The following is a 19,067-nucleotide window of genomic DNA, read 5'->3' on the forward strand; positions in this document are numbered from 1 at the left end:
CCGTGAGAACCACCACCGTCCGCCGCCGCCTCCTCGCGGCCACCGCCCTGCTGCCGGTCCTGGCGCTGGCCGCGTGCGGCTCGGACCCGAAGATCGCGGGCGCGGCCGGGGCGAGCGGGCCCGCCGCCACCGCCACCGAGGACGTCGTCTCCGGTCTGGGCCGGTCGGAGGCGGCGGCCGCGCTGCTGCCCGAGGAGGTCCGCACGTCCGGTGTGCTGAAGTTCGGTTCGTCCATCGGTGCCCCGCCCAGCGCCTTCTACTCGGACCAGGCGAGCAAGAAGGCGGTCGGGGTGGACATCGACTTCACCGATGCCGTCGCCAAGCTGCTCGGCCTGACCGTGCAGCGCGAGGACGCCGCCTTCGAGACCATCCTGCCCGCCCTGGGCAGCGGCAAGTACGACGTCGGCACCGGCAACTTCGGGGTCACCACCGCCCGCCTGAAGACCGTCGACTTCGTCACCTACATCGACGACGGCCAGGGTTTCGCGGTGAAGAAGGACAACACGGCCGTCCAGCCGGTCACCGACCTGGCCCAGCTCTGCGGGCTGACCATCGGCACCGGCGCCGGCACCACCTTCGAGACCACCCTCAACAGCAAGAAGGGCGTCTGCGCCGACGCGGGGAAGAAGCCGTACGAGGTCAAGGCGTTCAGCGAGGGCGGCGCGCTGCTGACCGGCCTCCAGCAGGGCCGGGTGGACGTCGAGATGTCCACCATCAACGGCCTGCGCCACCAGGCCTCGCAGGAGGCCGCCGGGGTGCGCTTCCTCAACGAGTTCCACCGGCTGGACGTCGGCTTCGCCTTCAAGAAGGGCTCCCCGCTCACCCCGGCCTTCCAGGCGGCGGTCAACCAGCTGATCAAGGACGGGACGTACGAGCGGATCCTCCGGAAGTGGGGGCTCACCGACTCGGCGATCAAGGAGTCGCAGATCAGTCCGCCCGAGCACCCGTGAGCGCCGGGCCCGTCGAAGGAGTCCTCCGATGACCGTCAGTACACAAGCACCACCGGTCCCGGCGGGACCGGCCGGGGACCAGGGCCCCGGCCCGGCCCCCGGACCCGCCGCCGGCCTCGACCCCGCCGAGCTGGACGGCCTGCGGACCGTCCGCGCCCGGCACCCGTGGCGCTGGGCGGCCGGGATCGCCGCCCTCGTCGTCCTGGTCCAGTTCCTCCACGGCCTGGCCACCAACCCGGCCTGGGACTGGGCCACCTTCCGGCTCTACTTCACCGCCGACACCATCCTCCAGGCGATCGGCCGCACCCTCGAACTCACCGCCTACGGCACCGTGCTGGGCTTCGCGCTCGGCGCCGTGGTGGCCGCGATGCGGCTGTCCCGCAGCGCGATCCTGCGGACCCTCGCCTGGGCGTACGTCTGGGTGTTCCGCTCGATCCCGCTGATCGTCCAGCTGGTGTTCTGGTTCAACCTCTCCTACCTCTACAAGCGGTTCGGCTTCGGCATCCCGTTCGGCCCGACCTTCGGCGACTTCGAGACGGTCGGGGTGCTGGGCGCGCTCGGCGCCGCGGTGCTCGGCCTCGGGCTGCACCAGGCCGCGTTCGCCGCCGAGATCATCCGCGGCGGCGTCATCGCGGTGGACGCCGGCCAGCGCGAGGCCGCCGCCGCACTGGGCATCCCGCGCGGGCGGCAGGCGTGGCGGATCGTACTGCCGCAGGCGATGCGGAGCATCCTGCCGGCCGCCGCCAACGAGGTGATCTCGCTGCTCAAGGGCACCTCGGTGGTCTACGTGATGGCCATCGGCGAGCTCTTCTACCAGGCCCAGGTGATCTACGGCCGGACCGGCCGGGTGGTGCCGCTGCTGATGGTCGCCACGGTCTGGTACGTGGTGCTGACCACGGTTCTGTCGATCGGCCAGTACTACGTCGAGCGCTACTTCTCCCGCGGCGCCCGGCGCACCCCGCCGCCCACCCCGCTGCAGCGCCTCCGGGCGTTCCTGCGGAGCCTGCCCACCCGTACCTCCGGAGGGACCCCGTGACGACACTCACCGAGCCGCAGACCACCGACGGGCCGCGGACCGCCCCGATGGTGCAGGTCCGTGGCCTGCACAAGAGCTTCGGCCGGCTGGACGTGCTGCGCGGGGTCGACCTGGACGTCCCGGCCGGCTCGGTCACCGTGGTGCTGGGCCCGTCCGGCTCCGGCAAGTCCACCCTGCTGCGGGCGATCAACCACCTGGAGAAGCTCGACCGCGGGTACGTCGCCATCGACGGCGAGCTGATCGGCTACCGGCGCTCCGGCGACCGGCTGTACGAGCTCAGGGAGCGCGAGGTGCTGCGCCAGCGCACCGGTATCGGCTTCGTGTTCCAGAACTTCAACCTCTTCCCGCACCTGACCGTGCTGGAGAACCTGGTCGAGGCGCCGATCGCCGCGCTCGGCCGCCCCCGGGCCGAGGCCAGGGCGACGGCGCTGGCCCTGCTGGAGCGGGTCGGGCTGGCCGACAAGGCCGCCGCCTACCCCCGGCAGCTGTCCGGCGGGCAGCAGCAGCGGGTGGCGATCGCCCGGGCGCTGGCCCTGGAGCCCAAGGTGCTGCTGTTCGACGAGCCCACCTCGGCGCTCGACCCCGAACTGGTCGGCGAGGTGCTGGACGTCATCAAGGACCTCGCCCGCAGCGGCACCACGATGATCGTGGTCACCCACGAGATCGGCTTCGCCCGCGAGGTCGCCGACACCGTGGTCTTCATGGACGGCGGTGTGGTGGTCGAGCAGGGCCCGCCCGCCGAGGTCCTCGACCGCCCCCAGCAGGAGCGCACCCGGTCCTTCCTGGCCAAGGTCCTCTAGCCAGGGCCTGTCCGGCAGGCCCTGGCCCCAACCCCCCTTCACACCGAGCAGGAGTTCCGCCATGTCCCTACCCCGTCGCGCCCTCGTGACCGCCGCCGGCGCGCTCGCCGCCGCCCTCGTCCTGGCCGGCTGCGGCAGCGGGGCCACGGGCGCCTCGGCGGACCTCGCCCCGGCCAAGGGCAGCACCGCGCCGAACGGCACCGTGGTGAACCTGTCGCCCCAGCAGAACCGGGTGACCACCCCCAAGGTCGACGCGATCGCCGCGCTGGTGCCGGAGGAGATCAGGAAGAGAGGCACCCTGAAGGTCGTCGACTCCATCGGCACCACCCCGCCGCTGGACTTCTACGCCAACGACGACAGGACCATCATCGGCGTCGAGCCGGACATCGCCTCGCTGATCGGCAACGTGCTCGGGCTCAAGGTCGAGTTCAACCCGGTGTCCTGGGAGAACATCTTCGTCGGCCTGGACAGCGGCAAGTACGACGCCGGCCTGTCCAACATCACGGTCACCGAGGAGCGCAAGGAGAAGTACGACTTCGCCACCTACCGGCTGGACGTCCTCGGCTTCGAGGCGAAGAAGGGCAGCGGGATCAAGGTGACCGGCCCCAAGGACCTGGCCGGCCGCTCGGTCGGCGTCGCCACCGGGACCAACCAGGAGAAGCTGCTGATCGCCTGGAGCGAGGAGGACGTCCGCAACGGCCTCAAGCCGATCGACATCAAGTACTTCTCCGGCACCGAGTACTACCTGGCGCTCTCCTCCGGCCGGATCGACGTCTACACCGGCCCCAACCCCAGCCTGGCCTTCCACGCCGTGCAGACCGGCGAGACCGAGGTGGTCGGCACCTACTCGGGCGGCGGAGCGGACGTCCTCGGCAAGATCGCGGCGACCACCCACAAGGACAACGGGCTGGTCAAGGCGCTCAACGAGGCCCTCAACGAGGTGATCAGGAACGGGACGTACGGGCAGGTGCTCAAGCGCTGGGGCCTGGAGAGCGAGGCGGTGCAGGCCTCCGAGATCAACCCGGTCGGCCTGCCCAAGCCGAAGCCGTAGCTCTCGTTCACCCGTTCGTCCCCGGCCGCCGCTATGGTGACCCCTCCGACCCTCCGGCGGCGAACGCCGTTCGGGTGCGGTCGAGTTGGGGGAGGGCATGCACAAGGGCGAGGTGCTCGGCGGTCGCTTCCGGCTGGACGAGTGGCTGGGCAGGGGCGGCTTCGGCGTGGTCTGGCGGGCGGTCGACACCGTGCTGGACCGGCCGGTGGCGGTGAAGCTGCTGCTGGCCGAGCACGCCGCCGACCGGGAGGCGGTCGGGCGGTTCGTCCGCGAGGCCAAGCTGGCGGGCAACCTGTCCCACCCGCACATCGTCACGGTGCACGACTACGGCCGGGTCGGCGACGCCACCGGGGAGATCCACTACCTGGTGATGGAGCTGGTCCGCGGCCGCCCGCTGTCCGCGGTCCTCAAGGACGGACTGCCGGACCACGGGCGGGCGCTGGCCTGGATGGCGCAGGTCTGCGAGGCGCTGGACGCCGCGCACCGCAGCGGGGTCGTGCACCGGGACATCAAGCCCGAGAACGTGATGATCACGGACAGCGGGGACCGCGCCAAGGTGCTGGACTTCGGCATCGCCCGGCTGCTCACCCAGTCCACCGGGCTCACCTCGACCGGCAGCGTGGTCGGCACCGTCCCGTACCTGGCACCCGAGTGCTGGTCCGGCGGCACCGTGGACGGCCGGGCCGACCTCTACGCCTTCGGCGTCATGCTGTACGAGGTCAGCACCGGCCGACGCCCGTTCCGCGCGGACTCGCCGTACGAGTACATGCACAAGCACATGGACGAGATCCCGCCCCGGGTGCGCGGCAAGGACCCGCGGCTGGCCGAGCTGGTCGCCCAGCTGCTCGCCAAGCGGCCCGCGGACCGGCCCGCCGACGCCGCGGAGGTGCTGGAGCGGCTGCGCCGGATCCGGCCCGGGATGCTGCGGCCGGACGACCCCAGCCCGGAACAGCTGCGCCGCCGGGCCGACCTGGCCTGGCAGCAGGGCGCCGAGGGCCGGCCCGGGCAGGCCGTGGAGATCCTTACGCAGCTGGTCCCCGACTTCGCCCGGATCTGCGGACCGGCCGACCCGCGCACCCTGCGCACCTGCCACGACCTGGCCCTCTGGCTGGCCCGGGACGGCAGCCGGGCCGCCGCCGTGGCGCTGCTGGAGGCGTTGACCGAGGAGCCCGGCACGGCCGGGGAGGCCCGGGCCGACCTGCGGCGGGACCTCGCGCACTGGCGGCGGGAGGCCGACCGGCTCGGCCCGGGCACGGCGCGGGCGGCGCTAAGCGCCCGGGCGCTGCTCGGCGGCGGCAGTGGCGGGCCCGGCGGGCCCGGCGGCCCCGACGGCGGCCGGGGCGGCAGCGGCGGCGGCGCGCAGCGCGGCTGAGGCGCCCGCGGCGATCGGGTCGCCGTGCCCGAAGACCACCGTCTCCACCGGCAGCGCGGCCAGCCGGTGGAAGGCGGCGAGGGCCCGGGCCGGGTCGGTGTGGAACACCCCGGGCCGGGTCTGCCCCTGGACGTTGGACACGACGTCACCGGTGAACAGCACCCCGGGCCCGGGCAGGTGCAGCGCGATGCTGCCGTCGGTGTGGCCGGGGACGTGCAGGACCACCGCGCCGCCGCCGATGTCCAGCACGTCCCCCTCCTCGACCTCGCGGTGCACCGGGCAGGGCTCGGCGGGCGGGATCGGCGGCAGCCCGTCCCACAGCTGTTGCTCGAAGGGGCTGAGCACCGGCGGCGCCGCCGGCTGCTCGCGCCGGATCACCGGCGCCTCCAGCCGGTGCGCCACCACCTCCGCGCTCCAGCGGCGGGCCAGCTCGGCGGCGGAGCCGGTGTGGTCCTCGTGGTGGTGGGTGAGCACGATCCGGCGCACCGACCCCGGCGCCAGGCCGATGCTGCGGACGGCCTGCTCGATCCAGTCCGCCGATCCGGCCACGCCGGTGTCGATCAGGGTCGGTCCGTGGTCGTCCCGCCAGAGGTAGGCGGTGCCGAACTCCAGGGTGATCATGTGCAATTCGTCGCGTACCCGGGTGATCTCCATGTCCCCGATCCTGCGCACCGCGGCGCCCCGGCACACCGGCGTTCGCCCTGGGCGTGCGGACTTCGCCCCTGGCAGACCGGTCTTGCCGGCGCGCCTGTCAACCGTACGGGCCGCCGATTCGGGGCCCCGCGCCGTTGTGCGATTTGATGGGAATCCGCCCATCGGGACGGTCTGGCCCGCCGGCCGGGCCGTTGATATACCTCGTTGCCAGACTCGGGAGCGGTGTCCGCGCCGCCCCGGTGAGCTGCGACGAAAGGCTGGTGACGGATCGATGAAGCTCCTCCGCGTCGGACCCCCGGGCGCCGAGCGCCCGGTCGTGCTGGACGAGGACGGCACCGCGTACGACCTCTCCGGGCGGGCCCGCGACCTCGACGGGGTCTTCCTGGCCGGGCTGGACACCGCCGCGCTGGCGCGCGAGGTGGCGGCCGGCGTGCTGCCGGTGGTGGACCTGGACGGCCTGCGGGTGGGTGCGCCGGTGCCCCGGCCGGGCAAGGTGGTCGGCATCGGGCTCAACTACCGCGACCACGCGGCCGAGGCCGGGGCCGCGATCCCGGCCGAGCCGGTGATCTTCCTCAAGCCGAGCTCCACCGTGGTCGGCCCGTACGACGAGGTGCTGGTGCCGCGCGGCGGCGAGAAGACCGACTACGAGGCCGAGCTGGCGATCGTGATCGGCCGCACCGCCCGCTACCTGGACTCGCACACCGAGGCCGCCGGGGTGATCGCCGGCTACACGATCGCCAACGACGTCACCGAGCGGGCCTTCCAGTTCGAGCGCGGCGGCCAGTGGGACAAGGGCAAGTCGGCGGAGACCTTCACCCCGCTCGGGCCCTGGCTGGTCACCGCCGACGAGGTGGCCGATCCGCAGGCGCTGGGGCTGCGGCTCTGGGTCAACGGCGAGCAGCGGCAGGACGGGAACACCGCGGAGATGATCTTCCCGGTGCTCGAACTCGTCCGCTACGCCAGTCGGTTCATGGTGCTGGAGCCCGGTGACGTGATCATCACCGGCACCCCGGCCGGGGTCACCCTGGGCCGCCCCGGCACGCCGTTCCTCGCCCCGGGCGACGTCGTCGAGATCGAGATCGACGGCCTCGGCCGCCAGCGCCAGGTGCTGGGCAAGGCGTAGCGGCGCGGGCCCGGCCGTCCGGGCCGCCCCGACCCTTGGCACGGGGGTCGGGAGGGCCGTCAGCGCGCCTCCAGCACCGCCCGCAGCAGCTCGGCCCGGTCCGCCCGGGGCCCCTCCAGGGCGAGCAGCCCCGCCAGCACCTCCGCCGTCTGCGGATCGTGCAGCGCCGTCGCGGCCGCCATCGCCGTGAACTGGTCGACCAGCCAGTCCCGCAGGCCGTCCACCGGCAGCGTGCGCCCCTCGTCCAGCCAGCTCAGCGACGCCCCCTCGACCACCGCGATCCACGAGCGCACCAGCAGCGTCAGCCGCGGTCCGGCCTCCCGCACCCCCAGGTGCCGCAGGGTCCGCTTGAGCGCCGCCCGCCGGACGTCGTCCACGATCGCCGAGGTCCGGGCCGTCTCCACCACCGAACCGCCGCGCAGCAGCGCCGAGTAGCCCGCGTCGTGCTCGGCCACGAAGGCGAAGTAGCCGTCCAGCGCGGCCGCCAGCTGTTCGGACGGCCGCCCGGTCGGCGGTACGGCGAACCGGCTGGTCAGCTCGTCCGCCGCGGTGCGCAGCGCGGCCTCGTACAACTGCTGCTTGCCGCCCGCGAAGTAGCGGTAGACCAGGGGCCGGGAGGCGCCGGCGGCCTCGGCGACGTCGTCCAGGCCGACCTCCTCGGGCGGCCGGGAGGCGAACAGCTCCAGGGCGACCGCGATCAGCTGCTCGCGCCGCTGTTCGACCGGCAGTCGCCGGTAGCCGGCGCGGCGCCGGCGCGGTGCGGGGGCGGTCGCCGCGGGGGCCGGGTCGGCTGCCGTGGTGGGGCGGGCTTCCATGGAGCCTCAGCGTAACGGGCGTCGGACCGATCGGGGCCGTCGCGCACCGGATCTTTCCGAACGGGTGTTTGCGCCGCCCGGCGGGCCGTCCGGCAGGTGCCCACCCGCCGTCAGTTCGCCGACCGCAGCAGGTCAACGCCCGCTGCCGGGGGCTTGCAATCGGCCCGGGCAACGCGATGATGTCCGGATGGCTGAAGAACTGATCAACTCCGGCGGCGACACCCCGCGCCGCATCGCCGACGGTTACGTCCAGGCCCTCGCCGACCTCGACCCGCTGACCGCGGTCTACCTCGGCCTCAACCCGGAGGACGACCGGCTGCCCGACCTGTCCCCGGCCGGGGCCGAGGCGATCGCCGACCTCGCCCGCCGCACCCTGGCCCGGCTGGACGAGGCGGAGCGGGCCGGCACCGCCGAGGACGAGGCCGAGCGCCGCTGCGCCCGGCTGCTGCGCGAGCGGCTGACCGCCGAACTCGCCGTCCACGACGCGGGGGAGGACTACCGCGCGGTGCGCAACCTGGGCTCCCCGGTGCACAACACCCGCGAGGCCTTCACCCTGATGGCGACCGCCACCGAGGAGGACTGGCGGCTGATCGGCCGTCGACTGGCCCGGTTCCCGCTGGCGTTGGAGCAGTACCGGCAGACCCTGGCCGAGGGCGTCGAGCGCGGCCTGCTGTCCGGCCCGCGCCAGGTGGAGACGGTGGTCGGCCAGTTCGGCGAGTGGCTGGCGGGGGAGACCCCCGGCGGCTGGTTCGGCGAGTTCGTCCAGGCCGCGCCGGAGGGCGTGCGCGGAGAGCTGTCCGGGCACGCGGTGGCCGCCGCCGAGGCGCTGGCCGCGCTGCGCGACTGGATGCGCGACGTGTACGGCCCGGCCGCCGCCGGCACCCCGGACACCGCCGGCCGCGAGCGCTACGGCCGCTGGGTGCGCTACTGGACGGGCGCCGACCTGGACCTGGACGAGGCCTACGCATGGGCCTGGACCGAGTTCCACGACCTGTACGCGCAGATGGAGGCCGAGGCCGAGAAGGTCCGCCCGGGCGCCGGCCCGATGGCGGCGATGAAGTGGCTGGAGTCGGACGGCCCGGCGATCGAGGGCGCCGACGCCGCCCGGGAGTACCTCCAGGGCCTGATGGACCAGGCCGTCCGGGACCTCCAGGGCACCCACTTCGACCTGGCCGAGCCGGTCACCCGGGTCGAGTCGCGGCTCGCCCCGCCCGGCAGCGCCGCCGCGCCGTACTACACCCAGCCCTCGCTGGACTTCAGCCGCCCGGGCCGGACCTGGCTGCCGGTGCTCGGCGAGGAGCGCTTCCCGGTCTGGGACCTCGTCTCGACCTGGTACCACGAGGGCGTCCCGGGCCACCACCTGCAGCTCGCGCAGTGGGTGTACGTCGCCGACCGGCTCTCCAGCTACCAGGTCAGCCTCGGTGGGGTGAGCGCCAACATGGAGGGCTGGGCGCTGTACGCCGAGCGCCTGATGGACGAGCTCGGCTACCTGACCGACCCCGGCCACCGGCTGGGCTTCCTGAACGCCCAGATGATGCGGGCGCTGCGGGTCATCGTCGACATCGGCATGCACGTCGGCCTGGACTTCCCGGCGGACTCCCCGTACCGGCCGGGCGAGCCGGTGACCCCGGAGCACGCGCGGGAGTTCTTCGGCCGTTACTGCGGGCTGTCCGCCGACTTCCTGGACAGCGAGCTGGTCCGCTACCTGGGCATGCCCGGCCAGGCGATCGGCTACAAGCTGGGCGAGCGGGCCTGGCTGCGCGGACGGGCGGCGGCGCGGGCGGCGCACGAGGCGCGCGGCGAGGAGTTCGACCTCAAGGCCTGGCACATGGCGGCGCTCTCGCAGGGCTCGCTGGGGCTGGACGACCTGGTCGCGGAGCTGTCGGCGCTCTGACGGGCGGGTGCGGGACCAGGGCTCCGGGACTCGGTCGCGAGTCCCGGAGCCCTGGTCCTTCTGTCCAAGCACTTCTCGCCGGTGGTCTCCGGCATCTCCTTCCTGCCCATGACGGCCGCTGCTGAGTTCGACCGGTGTCGCGGCCCGGCTGACGACCGGGGTGCCGTCCCGGAACCTGATCGCCCCGGGCCTGGTGCTCGCCGCGGGCGGCACGGCCTGGCTGACCCGGATGACGGTGGACAGCCCGTGGGCCGCCATGGTGCTGCCGGCCGTGCTGCTGATCGGCTTCGGCACGGGCCTGGTGTTCATGCCGGCGATGAGCCCGGCCACCCCCAGGGTCGCCCCGACCGAGGCCGGCGCGGCCCCGGCCCGACCGAGGGCAGGTGGTTGAAAGTTTGCAGCAAGGCCTTGCAGTCAACCTCCGGCGCCTGCTTGACTCCTGGCCACCGTCCAGGGATCAAGGAGGCGCCGTCGTGCCGCAGCAGTCCGAGTCAGCGGAAGCGGAGTTCGACCTGCTCGTGGTGGGGGGTGTGGGCGTGGACACCGTCGTCCGGGTGGAACGGCTGGAGGTACCGCCCGGCGACTCGCTGTTCGTCGAGCCGGTGCGCGACTACGTCGGCCACACCGGCTACGGCGTCGCCCTCGGCGCCCACCGCCTCGGGCTGCGCACCGCCCTGCTGGACTTCCTCGGCGACGACCCGCAGGGCGACCTCGTCCGCGCCGCCCACCGCCGCGACGGCCTGCACTTCGCCCACCTGACCAGCCCGTACGGCACCCCTCGCGGGGTCAACCTGGTGGACGCGGCCGGCCGCCGGTTCTCCTTCTACGACGGCCGCCACCCCGCCGACCTGAGGCTGCCGCGCGACTTCCACCTCCCGTACGTCGAGCGCAGCCGGCACGTCCACCTGTCCGTCACCGGCGTCAACCGGGACATGTACGCCGACCTCCACCGGCTCGGCCGCACCTCCTCCACCGACCTGCACGACTGGGACGGCGAGAACCCGCACCACCGCGACTACGCGCTCAACTCCGACCTGGTGTTCCTCTCGGTGGCCGGCTGCCGCGGCCGGCACGAGGCGGTGATGCGCTCGATCCTCGCCGAGGGCCGGGCCGCCGTCGTGGTCGCCACCGCGGGCGCCGAGGGCTGCCACCTGCTCACCCGCGAGGACGGCGTGCCGCACCACCTGCCCGCCGTCGACCCGGGTCGCCCGGTGGTGGACACCAACGGCGCCGGGGACGCCTTCGTCACCGGGTTCCTGTACGCCTGGTTCCGCGGCCACGCGCCGCTGGACTGCGCCCGGGCCGGTTCGGCCGCCGGTGCCTTCGCCTGCACCTCCGCCGGGACGCACACCGCCTTTGTCGAGGCGTCCGTTCTCGATACCCTCCTGGGGCGTGCCTGACAATTCGCGCTCCGGCGGGAAACGGCGGACACGCCCCTGGGACACGTCCGATCCGGTGGGCGCTTTCTCATCGAGCTCCAAGCCTGCGGTCACGACCTTTCCAGGCTGAGGCGTCATAGTCATTGACCGAACGGGACGCCACCGAACACGGCAGGAGACACAGGCATGGGGCAGCACCGCCGCCGGAGTTCACGCCGCCACCGTCTGCTCGCCCCCTCGCTGTTCACCGCGCTGTCCGCGCTCGTGGTGGGCACGGTGGTGGCCGGGACCCACGGGTTCAACCTGTCCGACGCCTCCGCCGCCGGGAAGGAGGCCCGCAGCACCCGGGCCGTCGCCCCGGCGACCTCCCCGGCCGCCACCACGGCGGCGCCCGCCTCGCCCGCCCCGGCCGCGGACACCACCCCGAGCACCACCCCGAGCGCCACTCCGACCCCGGCCCCGACCCCGAGCGCCACCCCGGCCCCCACCGACAGCATCCCGGCCACCGCCCCCGCCGCTCCCGACGCGCACGGCGTCGTCCTGGGCGCGACCGCCCCCGCCCCTGCCGACAACCGGGAGACCGCCACCGTCGGCGCCCTGTTCAGCGGTTCCGTCGGGCCCGGAAACCACTTCTGCACCGCCAGCGTGCTGCACAGCGCCACCGGCAACCTGCTGCTGACCGCCGCGCACTGCCTCACCAGCACCGACGGCGTGACCTTCGCCCCCGGCTACCGGAACGGCTCCGCCCCGTACGGCACCTGGCAGGTGACGGCGATCCACACCGCGTCCGGCTGGTCCCAGAAGGGCGACGTGGACGAGGACTTCGCGATCCTGGAGACCGCCCCCAGCAACGGCCGCAAGGTCGAGGACGTGGTCGGCGGCAACAAGCTGGGCACCGACGAGCCCTTCGGCGCCACCGTCCGGCTCTACGGCTACCCGGCCGACGCCGAGGCGCCCAACCTCTGCACCAACACCACCGCCCAGCAGAGCGCCTACCAGCGCGTCATCCAGTGCCCGTCCTACCCGGCCGGCACCAGCGGCGGCCCGTGGATCAACACCGCCACCGGCGACGTGGTCGGCGCCATCGGCGGCTACCAGCAGGGCGGCGACACCGACGACACCTCGTACAGCGCCTACTTCGACCACACCATCGCCGAGCTCTACGACGAGGCCGAGGCCGCCGCCTCCTGAGCCGCCCGGACCCCGGCCCCGCCCTCTCCCCGGGCGGGGTCCGCCCGACCGGCCCCGCACCGCGCCCGGACATGACGAAGGCCCAGATCCGTGGATCAACTCCACTGATCTGGGCCTCAGTTGCACTTCCTGCGAAGTGCCCCCGGTAGGATTCGAACCTACGCACCCGCCTCCGGAGGGCGGTGCTCTATCCCCTGAGCTACGGGGGCCTGCTGGCCTGTCGGTCACTCGCGCGTTCCGACGTGATGAACACTACCAGGCTTCGAGGGCGGTCCGTGCACGGGTTTCCGGAAAGATCGTCGGGGCGGCCCCCGGCGGCCCGGTGGGCGGAAGTGTCCAAAGGCCGGACGGGGTGGTGGGGCCGCCGATACCCTCGGTGAGGTGTCGGGAGTGTCCGGGCGGGTCCTCGTGGTGGACGACAGCGAGGTGATCCGTCAGCTGATCAGGGTCAACCTGGAGCTCGAAGGCTTCGAGGTGGTGACCGCGGCCGACGGCGCCGAGTGCCTGGAGGTCATCCGCCGGGTGAAGCCCGACGTGGTGACGCTGGACGTGGTGATGCCGCGGCTGGACGGCCTGCGGACGGCGGCCCGGCTGCGCGCGACCCCGGCCACCAGCGGGCTGCCGATCGCGATCGTGAGCGCCTGCACCCCGGCGGACCTCGACCTGGGCGAGGCGGTCGGCGTGGACGGCTACCTCGGCAAGCCCTTCGATCCCGCCGACCTGGTCGCCCTGGTCCGGCGGCTGATGCGGGCGGAGGAGCGGCCCGCCGGGTTTCGCCCTGAGCGAACAGAACGTACGGATCGCGGCTGACACCCCAGGGTGGGCGGTGCCGGGGGCCCTCCGGACGTCTCAACCGGTAAACCGAGTGGCGGGCGGGCACCCCGTCTCGCCTACGCTTGGCGTCGTGACCCCCGCAGACCTTTCCCAGGCAATCCAGGCCGCAGTGAGCTCCGCCGTCGAGGCGGGCGAGCTGGCCGTCGCCGTGCCCGAGCACGTGACGGTCGAGCGGCCCAAGAACCGGGACCACGGCGACTACGCGACGAACGTGGCCCTCCAGCTCGCGAAGGCGGCCGGCAAGCCGCCGCGAGCCGTTGCCGAGGTCCTGGCCGGGCGCCTGCGAGGGATCACCGGCGTCGCCCAGGTCGACATCGCCGGTCCGGGCTTCCTGAACATCACCCTGGACACCGCCACCGCCGGTGCGCTCGCCCGCACCATCGTCGAGGCGGGCGAGGCCTACGGCCGCAACGAGGCCCTCAAGGGCCTGCGGATCAACCTGGAGTTCGTCTCCGCCAACCCGACCGGCCCGATCCACATCGGCGGCGTCCGCTGGGCCGCCGTCGGCGACTCGCTGGCGCGCGTGCTGCGGGCCTCCGGCGCCGACGTCACCACCGAGTACTACCTCAACGACGCCGGCGTGCAGATCACCAAGTTCGCCGCCTCCCTGCAGGCCGCCGCGAACGGCCGCGAGGTGCCCGAGGGCGGCTACGTCGGCGAGTACATCGTCGACATCGCCAAGACGCTCACCGACGCCGTCCCGGGCGTGCTCGACCTGCCCGAGGCCGAGCAGCTGGAGGTCTTCCGCACCGAGGGCCTCAAGCTCATGGTCGCCGAGATCAAGCGCTCGATGGACGAGTTCGGCACCCACTTCGACGTGTGGTTCTCGGAGAAGACGCTGCACGACTCCGGCGCCGTCGAGAAGGCCATCGACCGGCTGCGCGAGCAGGGCCACGTCTTCGAGCAGGACGGCGCGGTCTTCCTGCGCACCACCGACTTCGGCGACGACAAGGACCGCGTCCTGATCAAGGCCGACGGCGACAAGACCTACTTCGCCGCCGACGCCGCGTACTACCTGTCCAAGCGGGACCGCGGCGCCGAGGTCGCGCTGTACATGCTGGGCGCCGACCACCACGGCTACGTCAACCGCCTCAAGGCCATCGCGGCCTGCGCCGGCGACGACATGAACCGCAACATCGAGGTGAAGATCGGCCAGTTCGTGAAGATGCTTCGCGACGGCGAAGAGGTCCGCATGTCCAAGCGGGCCGGCAACATCATCACGATCGACGACGTGGTCGAGTGGATCGGCGTGGACGCCGCCCGCTACACCCTGGCGCGCTCCTCCACGGACTCGACGATCACGCTGGACATCAACATCCTGACCAGCCAGACCAACGAGAACCGGGTCTACTACGTCCAGTACGCCCACTCGCGGATGTGCGCGGTCCAGCGCAACGCCGACGAGCAGGGCATCACGCGCGGTGCGGCCGAGGACTTCAAGCCGGAGCTGCTGGCCACCGAGTGGGAGTCCGACCTGCTCGGCCACCTCGGTGAGTTCCCGCGCGTGCTGGCCGCGGCCGGCGAGCTGCGCGAGCCGCACCGGGTCGCCGTGTACCTGGAGGACCTGGCCGCCAAGTACCACCGCTTCTACGACAACTGCCGCATCCTGCCCCGGGGTGACGAGGACGTCACGGACCTCACGCGCGCCCGGCTGTGGCTGGCCGACGCGACGCGCACGGTCGTCGCCAACGGCCTCACGCTCCTGGGCGTGACGGCGCCCGAGCGGATGTAGGAACCACCCCCAAGCGCACAGCGGGGGGCGGCTGACGGTCAACGGGGACCGTCGCCGCCCCTCGCCATAGGTCTCGAAGGACTGGCACAACGATGAGTCGCTCCGCACATCCCGCAGGCCCCCGCCACGGCGACGTCCTGCCCGAGGGCCACTACCAGGCCCCGCCGGCCGACCTGAACGCGCTCGACCCCAAGGTCTGGTCGCGCACCGTCACCCGTGACGCCGAGGGCGTGGCCACCGTCGGTGGGGTCGACGTCAAGCGGCTGGCGGCCGAGTTCGGCACCCCGGCCTACGTGCTCGACGAGGAGGACTTCCGCGCCCGGGCCCGCGCCTGGCGGGACGCCTTCGGCACCGACGCGGACGTCTACTACGCCGGAAAGGCCTTCCTCTCCAAGGCGATCGTGCGCTGGCTGCACGAGGAGGGCCTCAACCTCGACGTGTGCAGCGTCGGTGAGCTCGCGGTGGCGCTGGCCGCCGGGATGCCGCCGGAGCGGATCGCGCTGCACGGCAACAACAAGTCGGTCGACGAGCTGGAACACGCGGTGAAGACCGGGGTCGGGCACATCGTGGTCGACTCCTACGAGGAGATCGAGCGGCTGGCCGCGATCGCCGCCCGCCAGGGCGTCCGCCAGCAGGTGCTGATCCGGGTCACCGTCGGCGTCGAGGCGCACACCCACGAGTTCATCGCCACGGCGCACGAGGACCAGAAGTTCGGCCTCTCGCTGAACGGCGGGGCCGCCGCCGAGGCGGTGCGCCGGGTGCTCGGCCACGACAGCCTGGAACTGCGCGGCATCCACTCGCACATCGGCTCGCAGATCTTCGACATGGCCGGCTTCGAGGTGGCCGCCCGCCGGGTGGTCGGCCTGCTGGCCGGGATCCGGGACGAGCACGGCGTCGAGCTGCCCGAGATCGACCTCGGCGGCGGCCTCGGCATCGCCTACACCAGCGAGGACGACCCGCGCGAGCCCGCCGAGATCGCCGCGGCGCTGGCCGAGATCGTCCGCCGCGAGTGCGCCGCCGCCGACCTCAGCGCCCCCCGGCTGAGCGTGGAGCCGGGCCGGGCGATCGTCGGCCCGACCGCGTTCACCCTGTACGAGGTCGGCACGGTCAAGCCGCTGGAGGGCCTGCGCACCTACGTCAGCGTGGACGGCGGGATGTCCGACAACATCCGCACCGCGCTGTACGACGCCGAGTACTCGGTGGCCCTGGTGTCGCGCACCAGCGACGCCGAGCCGATGCTGGTCCGGGTCGTCGGCAAGCACTGCGAGTCCGGCGACATCGTCGTCCGGGACGCCTTCCTGCCCTCCGACCTGGCCCCGGGCGACCTGATCGCGGTGCCCGCCACCGGCGCCTACTGCCGCTCGATGGCGAGCAACTACAACCACGCCCTCAGGCCCCCCGTGCTCGCCGTCAGGGAGGGTGCGGCACGGGTGATCGTCCGGCGCGAGACGGAGGAGGATCTCCTGCGCCTGGATATCGGATGACGAAATTCTCGTCTCAGATCATGGAACGACCGTAGATCCGTGCGGAAAGTCCCCGAGACTGGTACGGACCGAAGTTCCCGGCGGCACCGGAAAACCGCCGGAAATACCGAAGCACGAAGAATGCAGAGCGGAGTCGGATGATGCGTACGCGCCCGCTGAAGGTGGCGTTGCTGGGTTGTGGTGTGGTGGGCTCCGAGGTGGCGCGCATCATGACGACGACGGCCGACGACCTCGCCGCTCGCATCGGTGCCCCGGTCGAGCTCGCCGGGATCGCGGTCCGCCGGGCCGGCCGGGTGCGCCCCGGGGTGCCCGAGCACCTGATCACCACCGACGCCGAGGCCCTGGTCAACCGGGGCGACATCGACGTCGTGGTCGAGGTGGTGGGCGGGATCGAGCCCTCCAAATCGCTGCTGCTGTCGGCCTTCAAGCAGGGCGCCTCGGTGGTCAGCGCCAACAAGGCGCTGCTCGCCCAGGACGGCACCGAGCTGCACGCGGCCGCCGCCGCGGCCGGCGTGGACCTGTACTACGAGGCCGCGGTCGCGGGCGCGATCCCGCTGCTGCGCCCGCTGCGCGAATCCCTCGCCGGGGACAAGGTCAACCGGGTGCTGGGCATCGTCAACGGCACCACCAACTTCATCCTCGACAAGATGGACACCACCGGCGCCGGCTACTCGGAGGCGCTGGAGGAGGCCACCGCGCTCGGCTACGCCGAGGCCGACCCGACCGCGGACGTGGAGGGCTTCGACGCCGCCGCCAAGGCCGCGATCCTGGCCGGCATCGCCTTCCACACCAAGGTCACCGCGGCGGACGTCTACCGCGAGGGCATCACCGAGGTCACCGCCGCCGACATCGCCTCCGCGAAGGCGATGGGCTGCGTGGTCAAGCTGCTCGCGATCTGCGAGCGGGCCGCCGACGGCGGGTCCGTCACCGCGCGCGTCCACCCGGCGATGATCCCGCTCTCGCACCCGCTGGCCTCTGTCCGCGAGGCGTACAACGCGGTGTTCGTCGAGGCCGAGGCGGCCGGCCGGCTGATGTTCTACGGCCCGGGTGCGGGCGGCTCGCCGACCGCCTCCGCGGTGCTGGGCGACCTGGTCGCGGTGTGCCGCAACAAGCTGGCCGGGGCCACCGGTCCCGGTGACTCGCTGTACACCCAGCTGCCCGCCAAGCCGATGGACGAGGTCGTCACCCGCTACCACGTCAGCCTGGACGTGGACGACCGGGCCGGCGTGCTCGCCCAGGTCGCGTCCGTCTTCGCCGAGCACGGCGTCTCCATCGACACCGTGCGCCAGCAGGGCCGCGACGGCGACGCCTCGCTCGTCGTGGTCACCCACCGTGCCACCGACGCCGCGCTGTCGGCGACGGTCGACAAGCTCCGCGCGCTGGACAGCGTGCGGGACGTGGCCAGCATCATGCGGGTCGAAGGGGAATAAGGAACCAGCCATGAACGCCGTTGCCGAGAACGTCGTCCGAGGCGCGCACACCCACCAGTGGCGCGGCCTGATCGAGGAGTACCGGGACCGCCTGCCGGTCACCGCGGCCACCCCGGTGGTCACCCTGCTGGAGGGCGGCACGCCCCTGGTACCCGCCCAGGTGCTCTCCGAGCGCACCGGCTGCGAGGTCTACCTCAAGGTCGAGGGCGCCAACCCGACCGGCTCCTTCAAGGACCGCGGGATGACGATGGCCATCTCCAAGGCCAAGGAGGAGGGCGCGCAGGCCGTCATCTGCGCGTCCACCGGCAACACTTCGGCCTCCGCCGCCGCCTACGCGGTGCGGGCCGGGATGGTCTCCGCGGTGCTCGTGCCCCAGGGCAAGATCGCGCTGGGCAAGATGGGCCAGGCACTGGTGCACGGCGCGAAGATCCTGCAGGTCGACGGCAACTTCGACGACTGCCTGACGCTGGCCCGCGAACTGTCCGAGAAGTACCCGGTCGCCCTGGTCAACTCGGTGAACCCGGTGCGGATCGAGGGCCAGAAGACCGCGGCCTTCGAGATCGTCGACATGCTCGGCGACGCCCCGGACATCCACGTCCTGCCGGTCGGCAACGCGGGCAACATCACCGCGTACTGGAAGGGGTACCGGGAGTACGCGACCGACGGGATGGCCGCGCGCACCCCGCGGATGTGGGGCTTCCAGGCCTCCGGCTCGGCCCCGATCGTGGACGGCGCTCCCGTCCTCAAGCCGCAGACCATCGCCACCGCGATCCGCATCGGCAACCCGGCCTCCTGGGACTTCGCGCTCGCCGCGCGGGACGAGTCCGGCGGCCTCATCGACAAGGTGACCGACCGTCAGATCCTCTCCGCCTACCGGCTGTTGGCCGCGCAGGAGGGCGTCTTCGTGGAGCCCGCCTCGGCCGCCTCGGTGGCCGGTCTGCTGGCCAAGGCGGAGGCCGGCCTGGTCGACCCGGGTCAGCGGATCGTCTGCACGGTGACCGGCAACGGCCTCAAGGACCCGGACTGGGCGGTGGCCGGCGCGCCGCAGCCGCAGGTCGTCCCGATCGACCCGGAGGCCGCGGCCCGGCGGCTCGGACTCCTCGACTGACGGCGGGGCCGACGCTCCGACGGGCCGACCCTTTCGGGGGTCGGCCCGTCGAAGTTCTCCGGTGACTCCTTTGTGTCAATTCCGGTTCGCATTCCGATGCGATTCCGCTGCTCCCTTTGACCGGGAGGGGTGCGCATTCCGGCCAGAAGCGGCAACACACCAGATCGAAGGCCCACGGGGTGTACCACTGGGGAACCTCTCTTCGATACTCTGG

The 19,067-nt window shown here is 72.9% G+C and carries 17 protein-coding genes and 1 tRNA gene; 15 read left to right on the forward strand and 3 right to left on the reverse strand.

Features of this window, described 5'->3' with window-relative positions; genetic code table 11:
• The first annotated feature begins 2 nt into the window (after positions 1-2).
• The 5 genes from ACIRVF_RS19260 (at position 3) to ACIRVF_RS19280 (ending at position 5,209) form a co-directional block, all read left to right on the forward strand.
• The gene (locus ACIRVF_RS19260) at positions 3-950 is read left to right on the forward strand and encodes an ABC transporter substrate-binding protein (protein ID WP_402818781.1); all 948 of its coding nucleotides are present in this window, start codon (positions 3-5) and stop codon (positions 948-950) included.
• 28 nt (positions 951-978) lie between these two features.
• Positions 979-1,986, forward strand: coding sequence for an amino acid ABC transporter permease (locus ACIRVF_RS19265; RefSeq protein WP_402818784.1), 1,008 nt, complete (start codon positions 979-981; stop codon positions 1,984-1,986).
• A gap of 47 nt (positions 1,987-2,033) precedes the next feature.
• Positions 2,034-2,786: an amino acid ABC transporter ATP-binding protein gene (locus tag ACIRVF_RS19270; protein ID WP_402819145.1), complete on the forward strand. Its 753-nt coding sequence runs from the start codon at positions 2,034-2,036 to the stop codon at positions 2,784-2,786.
• A gap of 61 nt (positions 2,787-2,847) precedes the next feature.
• The gene (locus ACIRVF_RS19275) at positions 2,848-3,837 is read left to right on the forward strand and encodes an ABC transporter substrate-binding protein (protein WP_402818786.1); all 990 of its coding nucleotides are present in this window, start codon (positions 2,848-2,850) and stop codon (positions 3,835-3,837) included.
• 97 nt (positions 3,838-3,934) lie between these two features.
• The gene (locus ACIRVF_RS19280) at positions 3,935-5,209 is read left to right on the forward strand and encodes a serine/threonine-protein kinase (protein WP_402818789.1); all 1,275 of its coding nucleotides are present in this window, start codon (positions 3,935-3,937) and stop codon (positions 5,207-5,209) included.
• Here the strand turns inward: ACIRVF_RS19280 and ACIRVF_RS19285 are convergent.
• Positions 5,105-5,863, reverse strand: coding sequence for an MBL fold metallo-hydrolase (locus ACIRVF_RS19285; RefSeq protein WP_402818792.1), 759 nt, complete (start codon positions 5,861-5,863; stop codon positions 5,105-5,107). The genes ACIRVF_RS19280 and ACIRVF_RS19285 overlap by 105 nt on opposite strands.
• 271 nt (positions 5,864-6,134) lie before the next feature.
• Here ACIRVF_RS19285 and ACIRVF_RS19290 point away from each other — a divergent pair, with 271 nt between their 5' ends.
• Entirely contained in the window at positions 6,135-6,986 is an 852-nt protein-coding gene (locus ACIRVF_RS19290; RefSeq protein ID WP_402818795.1) for a fumarylacetoacetate hydrolase family protein, read from the forward strand.
• Between the two features lie 59 nt (positions 6,987-7,045).
• On the opposite strand, the gene ACIRVF_RS19295 is transcribed toward ACIRVF_RS19290, so the two are convergent.
• A complete protein-coding gene (locus ACIRVF_RS19295) occupies positions 7,046-7,801 on the reverse strand; it encodes a TetR/AcrR family transcriptional regulator (protein WP_402818798.1) in 756 nt (251 codons plus the stop codon).
• A 187-nt stretch (positions 7,802-7,988) separates the two neighbouring features.
• On the opposite strand from ACIRVF_RS19295, the gene ACIRVF_RS19300 reads away from it, so the two are divergent.
• The 4 genes from ACIRVF_RS19300 (at position 7,989) to ACIRVF_RS19315 (ending at position 12,265) form a co-directional block, all read left to right on the forward strand.
• The gene (locus tag ACIRVF_RS19300) at positions 7,989-9,695 is read left to right on the forward strand and encodes a DUF885 domain-containing protein (RefSeq protein ID WP_402818801.1); all 1,707 of its coding nucleotides are present in this window, start codon (positions 7,989-7,991) and stop codon (positions 9,693-9,695) included.
• 160 nt (positions 9,696-9,855) lie between these two features.
• On the forward strand, positions 9,856-10,086 hold the full coding sequence (locus ACIRVF_RS19305) for a hypothetical protein (protein ID WP_402818804.1): 231 nt from the start codon (positions 9,856-9,858) through the stop codon (positions 10,084-10,086).
• Between the two features lie 82 nt (positions 10,087-10,168).
• Entirely contained in the window at positions 10,169-11,095 is a 927-nt protein-coding gene (locus ACIRVF_RS19310; protein ID WP_402818807.1) for a carbohydrate kinase family protein, read from the forward strand.
• 165 nt (positions 11,096-11,260) lie between these two features.
• Positions 11,261-12,265, forward strand: coding sequence for a trypsin-like serine peptidase (locus tag ACIRVF_RS19315; RefSeq protein ID WP_402818810.1), 1,005 nt, complete (start codon positions 11,261-11,263; stop codon positions 12,263-12,265).
• Positions 12,266-12,402: 137 nt separating this feature from the next.
• On the opposite strand, the gene ACIRVF_RS19320 is transcribed toward ACIRVF_RS19315, so the two are convergent.
• A tRNA-Arg gene (locus ACIRVF_RS19320) sits at positions 12,403-12,474 on the reverse strand.
• A 181-nt stretch (positions 12,475-12,655) separates the two neighbouring features.
• Between ACIRVF_RS19320 and ACIRVF_RS19325 the strand changes: the two genes are divergently transcribed.
• The 5 genes from ACIRVF_RS19325 (at position 12,656) to thrC (ending at position 18,853) form a co-directional block, all read left to right on the forward strand.
• A complete protein-coding gene (locus tag ACIRVF_RS19325; protein WP_402819147.1) occupies positions 12,656-13,075 on the forward strand; it encodes a response regulator in 420 nt (139 codons plus the stop codon).
• A 94-nt stretch (positions 13,076-13,169) separates the two neighbouring features.
• Positions 13,170-14,831, forward strand: coding sequence for an arginine--tRNA ligase (gene argS, locus ACIRVF_RS19330; protein WP_402818813.1), 1,662 nt, complete (start codon positions 13,170-13,172; stop codon positions 14,829-14,831).
• 92 nt (positions 14,832-14,923) lie between these two features.
• Positions 14,924-16,315: a diaminopimelate decarboxylase gene (gene lysA / locus ACIRVF_RS19335; RefSeq protein WP_402818816.1), complete on the forward strand. Its 1,392-nt coding sequence runs from the start codon at positions 14,924-14,926 to the stop codon at positions 16,313-16,315.
• A 137-nt stretch (positions 16,316-16,452) separates the two neighbouring features.
• On the forward strand, positions 16,453-17,745 hold the full coding sequence (locus tag ACIRVF_RS19340; protein WP_402818819.1) for a homoserine dehydrogenase: 1,293 nt from the start codon (positions 16,453-16,455) through the stop codon (positions 17,743-17,745).
• Between the two features lie 10 nt (positions 17,746-17,755).
• The gene (thrC, locus tag ACIRVF_RS19345; RefSeq protein ID WP_402818821.1) at positions 17,756-18,853 is read left to right on the forward strand and encodes a threonine synthase; all 1,098 of its coding nucleotides are present in this window, start codon (positions 17,756-17,758) and stop codon (positions 18,851-18,853) included.
• Positions 18,854-19,067: the final 214 nt, after the last annotated feature.

This window comes from Kitasatospora sp. NPDC101157, assembly GCF_044768255.1.
In the GTDB taxonomy this organism is placed as follows: domain Bacteria; phylum Actinomycetota; class Actinomycetes; order Streptomycetales; family Streptomycetaceae; genus Kitasatospora.